The 11,701-nt window shown below is 46.6% G+C and carries 6 protein-coding genes; 3 read left to right on the forward strand and 3 right to left on the reverse strand.

Annotated elements, in window-relative coordinates; all coding sequences use genetic code 11:
* Positions 1 to 271 precede the first annotated feature (271 nt).
* Together F7D20_RS11430 and F7D20_RS11435 are read right to left on the reverse strand one after the other, a co-directional pair.
* Entirely contained in the window at positions 272 to 1,012 is a 741-nt protein-coding gene (locus tag F7D20_RS11430) for a DUF6994 family protein (RefSeq protein ID WP_158464151.1), read from the reverse strand.
* 257 nt (positions 1,013 to 1,269) lie between these two features.
* Positions 1,270 to 1,515 (reverse strand): hypothetical protein, encoded by a 246-nt coding sequence (locus tag F7D20_RS11435; protein WP_228114184.1) that lies wholly within the window; start codon positions 1,513 to 1,515, stop codon positions 1,270 to 1,272.
* Positions 1,516 to 2,552: 1,037 nt separating this feature from the next.
* On the opposite strand from F7D20_RS11435, the gene F7D20_RS11440 reads away from it, so the two are divergent.
* Positions 2,553 to 6,416, forward strand: coding sequence for a hypothetical protein (locus tag F7D20_RS11440; RefSeq protein ID WP_158464152.1), 3,864 nt, complete (start codon positions 2,553 to 2,555; stop codon positions 6,414 to 6,416).
* Between the two features lie 135 nt (positions 6,417 to 6,551).
* Here the strand turns inward: F7D20_RS11440 and F7D20_RS11445 are convergent, their stop codons facing one another.
* Positions 6,552 to 7,721, reverse strand: a complete 1,170-nt coding sequence (locus F7D20_RS11445; protein ID WP_158464153.1) for an ATP-binding protein — start codon at positions 7,719 to 7,721, stop codon at positions 6,552 to 6,554.
* 743 nt (positions 7,722 to 8,464) lie between these two features.
* Here F7D20_RS11445 and F7D20_RS11450 point away from each other — a divergent pair.
* Positions 8,465 to 8,980 carry a hypothetical protein gene (locus F7D20_RS11450; RefSeq protein ID WP_158464154.1) on the forward strand — a complete coding sequence of 172 codons (516 nt, stop codon included), beginning with the start codon at positions 8,465 to 8,467 and terminating at the stop codon, positions 8,978 to 8,980.
* A gap of 42 nt (positions 8,981 to 9,022) precedes the next feature.
* Complete coding sequence (locus tag F7D20_RS11455; protein WP_158464155.1) at positions 9,023 to 11,293, forward strand: BT4734/BF3469 family protein; 2,271 nt, start codon at positions 9,023 to 9,025, stop codon at positions 11,291 to 11,293.
* Positions 11,294 to 11,701: the final 408 nt, after the last annotated feature.

The following is an 11,701-nucleotide window of genomic DNA, read 5'->3' on the forward strand; positions in this document are numbered from 1 at the left end:
TACGTACGGTGCAATGAGAGGTGCTGGGGGTAACTCCCCACATCTACTCTATTTTCTGCGGTATGCTCCGCCTTCAGCACCGCCTTTCCTGCACTTTGTGCATCATTCCTTTGCTGTTATCTTGGTAGCTTGCTCCACCGTCTGATTTTTCCTTTGCAAAGTTAGCGCAAGCGGCATTCTGAAAGGGTCGCGCTCCACGCTTATCCTAAGATTTTTTCAAAAGTTTTTGGGGCAGGTTTGCCTCATTCCAAATCCTGTTAAGAGTGCTAAATTACATATTTATCTTAAAATTTAAAATTCTTCGGTTCCTTTTGTTTAGAAAATCATATTCCTTCCCAATAAAAGTAAGATATTCATCTGCATTTTGTGGCACTGGATTTTTCTCAAAGAAATCATTACCGAGCCACAAGTTCACCTTTCTGTAGTCTTCTGACACGCAGTCTTGCAAAAAGAAGAAATCAACATATCCTTTGAAATCAACAAACAAATCAAAAAAGGCCTTGTCTTTCAATAGTGATTTAAATATCGGACTGTCCTCACCTTGATAGTACCGCCTTATACATTCAAGTGTTAAGTCCCATCTGTCACGTATTCGCTGATGGCATCCACGGGCACAGTTAAGACTGAACCGCCGCTGTGGAAAGATAATCATTCCGCCTATTGTATAAAAATCACGGACATACTTCTCTACAAATGATTTATAGTCAGACACCTTTTCTTTTACTTCATCAAGCAACGGTTTTTTGTCGCTATGGCGGAAACTCACCAAAATGGAATCACTCCCAAAATAGAAGTCTTTCCATTTCAGATAATATCTGCTTTTCCCATCGGTCAACTCCATTTTCTCACCGCACGGCAATTCTCTACTCCAAAGTATCTGATGATATTTCCTTAGCATTGGACTTTTCGAGTCTGGATCTCTCTTTGAATAGCCAAGTTCATTATTCCAAAATCCATCCCAATAATTAGGTGTGTCTGAAGTAAAGTCAAATGTTACATCAATATTTTCCATATCAAAATTATTATTTCTTTTCCACATCTGGCTCTGCCGCCATTATGCTTTCTTCTTCATGCATCTCATACCTCTTCTGAATCTCTTCTTTATCTACTACTGTAGAATTAGTATGTATTGTCTTAACAATTCAATTGAACGTTTCCTCTGAAACAACAGTATCATGATATGGAAGAATGGCATTATTGAGTGAATATCAGTTTATAACAATATGTGCAAGACTTGGTTTTGTTACAGGAGCCTTGCGAATCAATAATCTACATCTCCGCTTTCAGCTGCTGTATCATTTCTGCCGACAGCCCCGTTATTTCCATCACAGTCGTTTCATCCATGCCCTTTGTCAGCATCTTCTTGGCAATCTCAAGACTTTTCTTTTCCATTCCTTCAGCAATACCTTCACGCTTGGCGGTGTCTACGGAATTCTTGATGTCGCGATATGCAATCTTGCTGGCCTCGTACTCCCTCAATTCCTGCGGAGTATATCTTTCTTCTACCTGTCTCATACGCATTTCTTTTTATTCCTTTGCAGGGATACGTTTTGATTCCTTTGTCTTTATACGTTTTATTCTTTTGCAAAGATACTCTGAAATTTAGTAACTTCCAAATATTTAGGCTGTTTTTTAGCTAAAATGAGTAAGCGTGCGGGGTGATTAAAAGTTCATATAAGCAACACACCCTGAAGGCCAAGAAGCCCATATAAGCAGCACGCCCTGAAAGGGCAGAAGCTCCTAGCCCAGGGCAGCGCCCTGGGCTATTTTTTGTGTCGCAAACCTGGCGCCCTGTAAGGGCAAAAGCTTTACATATCGCAACGGATTATCCATTTTTATTCGGTGTATTTTAAAGCTTTTGCCCTTACAGGGCGCATTGCTGATTGCCTTTATACCCAGGGCGTTGCCCTGGGCTAAGAGCTTCTGCCCTTTCAGGGCGTGCTGGGTAATATCAACCATACAGGAGGGCGTGCTGGGTAATATCAACCATACAGGAGGGCGTGCTGGGTAATATCAATCATACAGGAGGGCGTGCTGGGTGATATCAATCGTACAGGAGGGCGTACTGCTTGAGTCATTTGCCCTGGGCTAAGGGAAGCTCTGAGGAACCAAAAAGAGAGACTACCCGGCTATAGAAACAGCTTCGGATGATAAAAAAGCGGAAATTACTGATTTTTGAAAAACACCAGAGAAAAGAGACATTTTTATCGGAAAAACCCCTTTTAGGTGTCGCATTCCCTACCAATGCGACACCTAAATGATAGGAATGCGACACATAGACAGGGGAATGCGACACCTTTTCCCAAATTATTTTGGTATATTTGCTCCATGATTGCGAAACAGGAGCCATGACAGGCTGCAAGGTCGGCATACCTATTCATCATGCAGACAAGCCACTTATATTTCTATGAGTGTTCTTCGTCCTGACAATTCAGTGGGCTTGACGGTGCAGTCTTTCCCATCATAGAGGAAAGCGCCCTACCCTCTTGATAAATTCACAAACAGAAATACAAGACAAAATATTTACATTAATTATTAATAACAAAACGTGTATGAAAAAGAAACAATTACACAAACCGAAATGGCTCGTCATGATGCTGCTGCTCGTGATGGCTATCCTCATGCCTTATGAGGGGGCATGGGCACAGACGAAGCCTACCAGAGGTAATGGCTCAGTAGACAATCCTTATGAGATATCTACAGCTGCCGAACTGGCGTGGTTCCGCGACTATGTGAATAATGAATCTCAATATGCTTCAGCCACGCTGATTGCTGATATCGACTTGTCAGAGTTCTGCCATGCGGCTGATGCCGCCACAAACACAGAAGAGCTCAGTTGGGATCCTATCGGTAATGGCAGGATGTATTGTGGAACGTTCGACGGCAACGGGAAGACGATTCGCAATCTATACATCAATAGCACCATTATGAATAAAGGTTTCTTCGGCTATGCTAATAGTGGCAGTATTAAGAACATCACTTTCGACAATGCGAAGGTGAAGAACACTCATTATAATGGTACAGGAATATTGACAGGAGTTTTTGAGAAATGTACTATTGAAAACATCAAGACCTTGGCAAACTGTTCGGTAGAAGGAACTTACAATACAGGCGGAATTGCAGGAATAGGAACGGGCAACATCAGCAACTGCGAAAACCGTGCAATGGTGAATGGTACAAATAATGTAGGAGGTATTGTAGGCAACTCTTCCGACAATACCATCTCTTCATGCGCCAATTACGGTGCTGTAACAGGAACGGAATCCAATGTTGGAGGCATGGTCGGATTTTTTATCTCAGGAACCATTCAGAACTGCGCCAACTATGGCGATATATCGGGGGCTGACTGTGTCGGAAACCAGATAGGATATGCTAGTATTTGCAATCTGAACAATGTGCTTGGCATTGGAAATGTTACTGCGACAACTTCTCAATCAGGTCTCCTTGCTGGAGTAATCTGGGATTCCTCCAGCACCGCCGCTGGCATCTTGGCATACAACAGCAGTGCAAAACTTACGATTAATGGAATTGAGCAGACTGGTGATGCCGTCAAGGCTATCGGAATAAGTTCATTATCATCTACAGGAAGGATAAAGGCATTTACTGCAGAACAATTGAAGAGTGGATTGGTTGCTTTTTTACTCCAGGGAAATGGCTCTGAAAGTGCAAAATGGGGACAAAAACTGAACACAGACGATTATCCTATACTTGGCTCTACGAATAAGGTGTATTCGGATCGTCCTATGATAATGAAATGCTCAGGCGAGTTGGAAGGCACAGGTACATTTACCAATACAAAGCCAGCACAGGAGGGCACATTCACGATGCAGCATAGCAATAGTATCATACATCACGAATCAGTGGATGTTACCTGCACAGTAGATGGCACAATTGAATATTGGGAATGTGATGTTTGCAATGAGACTTACTTAGATGAAAAATTGACACAACCAGTAGGTAACATTATCAAGGAGGCTGCCACTGGTCACAACTATGATGAGAACGACAAATGCACGAAGTGCCAGAAAGAAATTCAGTTCGTTAAATTGGGCAACAATAACATAACGATCGAAAAGGTATTTGGTAAGAAGTCGAAAATCAGCGGTTACAATCTTTATAAATTTACAGCCCCAGAAGATGGCATGTTGGAGGTAACGGCAGACAGCCACGGCGAAGACACCTATGGCACCCTATGGGACAGCCGCACGGCTGCTAAATACTTGATTAAAAAAGGTAGTGGTAATGGCTGGGACTTCAAAATCACCTACGAAGTAAAGAAAGGCACCACTTATTATATCGGTGCCAGAGAGGATGATGGCGATGCCATCGAAGGCGAGGTCACGCTCAATGTAAAACTGATAAGTAATCAACCACCTACAGGCGTGACTGGTAATGGAACCGAGGCTGAACCTTTCATACTGAAGACGGCAGATCATCTGGCGTGGATCCGTGACTACGTGAATGCAGGTAAGACAAGTGCCTGCGCAAAGATTGCCGATGATGTGGAAGTTATTGATATGAGCAGTGTGTGCCATAAGGCTGATGCCGAAAAGCAGGTAGCAGAGCTCAGTTGGACTCCTATCGGTTCTAAGAAGTATCAAGGAACGTTCGACGGCAACGGGAAGACGATCCGTAATCTTTTCATCAGCTCCACCTCTAATGAAATTGGTTTCTTTGGCTGTGCTGCTGATTGCCGCATCAAGAACATCACTTTCGACAATGCGAAGGTGAAGGGCAATGATAATAGTAGTACTGGTATTTTGGCAGGATATGCAGGTTCTTGTGTGATTGAAAAAATCAAGACCACTGGTAACTGTTCGGTAGAAGGAAACTATGATACTGGCGGAATAGCAGGAAGAGCTAATGGCAACATCAGCAACTGCGAAAACCATGCAATAGTGAAGGGTTTACATTCTGTTGGTGGTATTGTAGGCATCTGCTTCGATTCAGGAAATTCCATCACTTCATGCGCCAATTATGGTGAGATAACAGGCACGGAGGATTTCGTTGGAGGTATAATTGGATATTTTGGTGAAGGAAGCCTCCAGAACAGTGCCAATAATGGCAATATTTCGGGAAATGCTCGCGTCGGAAACTTGATAGGATATGCTAATATATGCAATATTAACAATGTGTTGGGTATTGGCAATATTACTGCTAACTATGCAGATTGTAATGGTCTCATTGTCGGATACATTGTAGATGCTTCCAGCTCTGCTTCTGGCATCTTGGCATACAACAGCAGTGCTAAGATGACCATCGGTGGAACGGAACTGACGGGTGATGCAGTCGTGGCTATCGGAAGTGGCTCATTGACCTATCCTGAAGGTAAGAATGAAGTTGACGTGGTCAAGGCATTCACCCCTGAACAGCTGAAGAGCGGTGAAGTGGCTTACCTGCTCAATGGAAACAAATCAGAAGGCGAACTGGCGTGGTACCAGAAACTCGGCACAGATGCTTATCCTGTACTGACAGCTGCAGAGGGCAATACAGTATATCATGGTTCATACCGTTACTGCGACAATACGACTGCATCTTATAGCAACAGTTCTTCTGAGAATGAATTGGTTCACGTAGCATCTGCCACCTTGGCCAGTCCTGAGCATGATGCCAACGAGCATATCTACAACATGGGCTGTCGCAACGAGAAATGCGCAGCGCATAAGTATGTAGCCGACAAGGCTGGAAACATCGTGGTGACAAAGGATGCAAACAACAAGTTTGTGGCTGCCGAAGACCTGACACTCGTCGACGGCGAGGACTTCAAGGACTATGAGGCGTTCACCTCTAAGACCATCTCTTACAGCCGAAATATCCCTGAGGGCGCAGCCTGGGGAACACTCTGCTTGCCATTCGCCATCGACCTGAGCCAGGAAGCAGAATGTGACTTCTATCGTCTCACAGGCATTGATGCTTCTAAGGAATGCATCACCATAGAGAGTTATGAAGAGGGCGTAATCCCTGCCGGCACTCCGGTGCTCTTCAAGATGAAGGAGGGCGAGACGGTGCTCAGCCTCTCTGCTGTCGGTGCCGACATCGTTACTGCCCCACTGTCAGGAAACCGCTCCGATGTCAACCTCGTAGGTTCGTTCGTTCAGATCAGTGGTGAGAATCTTGCGGCAAGCGACTACGTCATTGGCGAGGACCAGTTCTGCCGCGTCAGCGACTTGCACGATGCCGCCACTATCCTACCGATGCGTGCATACCTCCATCCATCCGACGCATCACTTACGTCAGTTGCTAAACTGAGCATCGGAAAGAACGATGGCAGCACCGCCATTGACCACCTCAACGCCATCAGCCGTGATGCCGATGCAGAATACTACGATGCAAGTGGTCGTCGCACCCATGGTCTGCAGAAGGGTCTGAACATCGTGAAGCACGACGGCAAGACGTATAAGATCATGGTTAAGTAAGTTTCGCAAAGGCGAAAGCTGAGCCTGATATATCAAAAAAGGTCTATATGCCACGATGAAAAGTGGTGTATAGACCTTTTATTATATGCGAAAGTTGAGTAAATTACGTTTATTACTGTCTTGAAGTGTACTCAGTTAATAATTCATTCCGAAGTACCAGAGAGGGATGATGATTCCATGCCCCGTCTCGATATCGTCTTTTACGATACGTCCGTTTTTTACATCCTCTATCTGCTTCTTACCTTTCTTCCTTCCGCCAATCTCAAAGGTATAGTCACCAATGGTAAAGTCGGAAATCCTGGAGGAAATAACATCCTGTTTTTCTCTCATCTGATTGTAGAAGAAAGTTTCCCTTATGTTTCCAATATTGGGATTAGGGTTGAGTACAGACATCAGGCTTGGGTTATCGACATAGACTTTTTCTACCTTTCCAAGATTGCGCATTCCCGAAGTATCATCTCTGAGCAGACCTATCATTCCTGCACGTTCCAGGTAGACCAGATAATCAGGAACGTTGTTCTTGCTCACCCCGATTTCTGTGGCAAGGTTCTCTAAGCTTGGCTTGTAGGGAGCCAACCCGGAAAGAATAACGAGCATGCGCTTTAGCTTGCGTGCTGTTGAGGCTCTCATATCGGCATATTGCGGAATGTCAACTTCTACCGTCTGGTCTATCACCTGCAGCATTCTTTGCGTAAAATCTCCCTCTATGGCAAATGGGTAATAGCCATGGTCGAGGTACGCTCTGAAAATTGGCAATGGATGTTCCACTCCCGGAATCTCTACCTGTTGATTGAGTATTTCGTCGAGACTGAAAACTCTGGTCTTGATTCCTTCAAAAAGTTGCAGGTATTCCCTGAACGACAAGCCTTGCATCATATACATCAGTGCCCGACGGCTCAGATCTGCTTCTCCCTTCTTGATGTCCAATACCGATGAACCGGTAAAGATAAGGTTCAGGGATGGGTGCATGTCGTAAATTTGCTTCAGTTCATTGCTCCATCCGGCATACTTGTGAATTTCATCTATATAAAGATGTGTACCACCCTCCTTGATAAACTCGTCGGCGAAGTCAACCAAGGAATGATTTGAAAAATAGATATTGTCGGCCGACACATACAGGTGATGGCCTTCCTTGGATAGCTTGATGCGCTGAAGTATCATGGTGGATTTTCCAACGCCTCTCGGCCCCACAATACCTATTAATCGTCCATTCCAGTTGATTTCATCATATTTATATCTGATGAAATCAAGCGGAGTACGTTTCAGCAGCTCCGCCATGTATTCATATAGTTTATTGTCTATCATATCTTTCTTTTAGATGAATATCATTTAAAACTGCAGCAAAGATACAAATAATCCCTCAATGAGGGACGAATTCTTCAGAAAAGTTCCCTCAATGAGGGATGAATTTAATCATTTTTATCCCTCATTGAGGGATTTTTACGCATATTATGGCGAAATTTGCATGGGATGTTCATCGGAAAACACAGCAAATTACTCCCGAAATCTGCCAATTTGCGTTTGCGCAAGCAGAAAATTTGACAAAAAAATGGGAAAATATGCAAAAATCATGAAGAAAAACACAAAATCGATGTAAAAGAAAACGAAAAAAGTGGAGCAATGAGGGGATTTGCCACCCCAAAACAGGGGATGCGGGGCTAAAAAAAGGGGATTTGGGCACCCCAAAAAAGGGCGCATCCCCTGTGGATGCACTTCGCCAAACCCGACCAAATCCACAACTAAAAAAGTGGATGAAAACAGAATTTACTACCCTTTTTGAACAGTTATTACTACCAAAACTGTTGCCGTGCCGATTCATTTCAACATTTATATATACACAACGCGAGAAAAATGGTATAAAGTATTAATAATAAGGGGGATGCAAGAAAAATGGATTAGAAAAAGTGCTTCTAATCCTCAAAGTTGTTTTTTGCCCGGCATTTTGGCATGATGGAAAAAAGACGCTCCGATAGTTAAGAGATACTAAACTTTCGTAACAAAATTAACGTTGTTGACTCATATAGGAGATAACATCGGTTACAAAAAAAATGCCGAACTTTGCAAATGAAAAAATAAACAATAAAAATATGGCCAAAGATGCAGAAATAGAACAAGTGCTTTCACTGCCCGAAGGCAAGAAGCAGAAACTGAGATGCATCTACAGATTTTGCCGTAGAATTCAAGACTTTTTGGCTAAACAAATGAGAATATACAAAATAAAGTTTCGCAACATCATGGATGAAGGTCATTTCAACTATAACGCACTGAGGCACTTGGACGAAGGTATCCTCGCCCCGGAACAGTTATTTCGCATAAAGCTGAGCATCATCAGCATCCTGAGAAAAAGGGATGCAGAGGAGCGTATGAAACATTCATCCCGCGAAAGCGTGAAGAGCCTGGAAAATGAGTTCAAAGAAAGTTGCGGCAAGTTCATATTTAAAACGACCCATGGTGACATCGTCCCGCTCATAGAAGCCTACACAGCATTCAGTAGGGAACAACAAAAAGGCACCCTCTACCGCAAGGCCGAAATACTGTACCAATACGAAATGAATACGAAATAATAAATCCTAAGAATCATATAAAACTTGTAAAAAACCAAAACAATGGAAACAACCAACAACCTACCGTCGTTTTTTGCCTCGTTAAGGGTTACCAAGCACAGTCCGCTCATCAGTACCGCAGAATTGGAAAGACTCATCCTACACGACAAGGCTCTGGAAGAAAGCACAAAGAGCTATCGCAAGGCGCAGGATGTGGACAAAAATTTAGCCAGTAACACCAAGCGCCTTCAACCCGCCATTTGCCCCTCCATCCAGTTCAGGCGGACAGGACGAAAGCTCGAGGACTTCGGATGCGCCACGGGATGGCTCATGCTCGACTACGACCACGTCGCAGAAATCGTGCTCGACGAGAAAGTGGAGCTCGCCTCCAAATCGCCCTACTCCATGGTGGTGTACCGCACCATCAGCGGAAAGGGACTACGCATCCTCCTACGCTACGAACGCCCTAAGGGATGCACCCTCACCGTCACCGAACTGCACCATCTCGCCGTCGACAAAGCCATCTCCATCTACGACGACCTGCTGCACATCTCTGCCGACCAGCAGTGCAAGGACATGGTGAGGCTCTGCGGACTCGCCCACGACGCGAAAGCCTACTTCTGCTGGGACTCCAAGCCCCTCACCTTCACCCCCGACGAGGTGAACTGGTTCTATCAACACGTGGTGCTGAAGGAACAGGAGAAAGAGGAGGCAGCCGACAAAGCCGTCAGGAAAAATGCCGAGAAGAACCGCGCCAAGAGTAACGCCACCAAGGGAGGCACCCCCACCTTCGAAGCCATCATACAGCGGGTGGAGGACCATGCCAGGAACTGGCGGGTGCAGTTTCAGCCCGGCAGCCACCACGAATACTGCATGCGGTTTGCTGGATTCTGCCACAGCTACGGTGCCGACAAGGAGCAGCTGCTCAACTGGATGCTGCAGCAGTATGGCAGCCAGTACGACGGCATCAAGAGCATCGTAGACTGGATGTACAAGCACCCCGCCAACTTCGGCTGCTGGCACCTCTATGCCCCCGGCGAACGATACAAGCGCACCCCCGACGTCAAGGACGTGAGGCAGTGGCTCAGCACCCGACTCGAACTGCGCCGAAACACCATCACCGACAAGACAGAGATGCGAGGACTCGACATCCAGAACACCAGCTACTTCCGCTGGACCATCGTCGACGACCCCATCGAAAACTCCATCTTCTCGTGGATGGATCTCGACGGACTGAAGATCCCCATCAACCTGCTGAACATCGTGCTGAACAGCGACTTCGTGAGACGATACAATCCACTGACCGAATTTCTCGAGAGCCTGCCCGAATGGAAGGAGGGCGACCCCGACTACATCGGTGAGCTGAGCCGGCGCGTGGTGGTGAAGAACTACCCCACCCACTTCCACACCCAGCAGGAGTTCACCGAGATGTTCCGCAAGTGGATCGTAGGCATGGTGGCGTGCTGGGTATCCCCGAGGGTGGTCAACGAGATGGTGCTCATCCTCGTGGGCAAGGGCGGACTCTACAAGACCTCCTTCTTCCAGTACCTGCTGCCTCCCGAGCTGCGCCAGTATTACGCCAACGACTCCACCGCCGACTACAACAACAAGGACTTCCTGGAGCTGTGTGCCAGCAAGGCGCTCATCTGTCTCGACGAGTTCGAGACACCCATGGGCAAGAACCTCAGCGCCTTCAAGAGCATCGTCACCAAGCCCACCATCACCCTGCGACGTCCCTATGCCCGCTACAGCTCTCAGCTGCTCCACAACGCCTCGCTCTGCGGCACGAGCAACAACATCCACATCATCAGCGAACAGGAGACCCGCCGCTACCTCGTATGGGAGGTGGAACGCATTCAGAGTCCTCGCGAGACACCCATCGACTACCGCCATCTCTATGCCCAGGCCCTGGCGCTGGGACAGAAGGTGATGAAAGAGAAAACGCTCTCTGCCGCATCCGATGGCGAGGAGGAGCCTTGGGTGTACTGGCTCACGCCGAAGGACATCAGTCACCTGGAGGTGCACAACCGCCTCTTCATCGTGAACAACTACATGGAGGAGCTGATCCTGAAATACTACCGTGTCCCCAACCCCGACTCCGACCTCCACTCCCCCAACCTGAAGTTCGTGACGAGTGCCGAGATCCTCGAACACATCGCCTTCAACCCGGTGTTCCGTCCCTCCTTCTCTACCCGCAACGTGGGCGACGTGATGGCCCACCTGGGGTACAGCAAGACGCGGCGCAACAACTCTCATGGGTGGTGGGTGGTGGAGAAAGAGGGAGTCACCATTGCTGCTGACTCCCGCTTCATTGAGAATAAAGATGAATTGTGATTCTCCCTCCGCTTCTCTCTGATGGTGAAGCGGAGATTCCTCTGCTCTCTGCTGTGCTGCTCCCCCTGCTGTGTGGTTTTGGCGCTCGTGGGAGCGAATACCAGATTCGTGGGAGCGAATGCGACGTTCGCAACGTTCGCTTCCACGATTCTCTGATTCGCTCAGAGAAATCTCTGATTCGCTCCCACGAATGCTGGTTTCGCTCTGTGGATTTTTTCGAAAACCACCAGTCCTCCTTTAGCATTAATGGAGGGATCTTTTCTAAAATCACCCCGTCCCTCTTTACCATTAAAGAGGGCTCCACCTCTCATCTCGGTCTTCTCCCCTCAGGGAAGAAGAGGAAACCGCTCCTCCTCGTCGCTCGTAACCATTTCATTCTATGGTTGGCGGACCATCAGAGGTCTTCGT

The organism is Segatella copri (assembly GCF_009495355.1).
In the GTDB taxonomy this organism is placed as follows: Bacteria; Bacteroidota; Bacteroidia; order Bacteroidales; family Bacteroidaceae; genus Prevotella.

Bases quoted from the DNA above. Each gene is read 5' to 3' on its own strand.
- F7D20_RS11455 (WP_158464155.1), top strand. From the start codon at position 9,023: ATGGAAACAACCAACAACCTACCGTCGTTTTTTGCCTCGTTAAGGGTT.
- F7D20_RS11445 (WP_158464153.1), bottom strand. From the start codon at position 7,721: ATGATAGACAATAAACTATATGAATACATGGCGGAGCTGCTGAAACGT.
- F7D20_RS11450 (WP_158464154.1), top strand. From the start codon at position 8,465: ATGCCGAACTTTGCAAATGAAAAAATAAACAATAAAAATATGGCCAAA.
- F7D20_RS11430 (WP_158464151.1), bottom strand. From the start codon at position 1,012: ATGGAAAATATTGATGTAACATTTGACTTTACTTCAGACACACCTAAT.
- F7D20_RS11435 (WP_228114184.1), bottom strand. From the start codon at position 1,515: ATGAGACAGGTAGAAGAAAGATATACTCCGCAGGAATTGAGGGAGTAC.
- F7D20_RS11440 (WP_158464152.1), top strand. From the start codon at position 2,553: ATGAAAAAGAAACAATTACACAAACCGAAATGGCTCGTCATGATGCTG.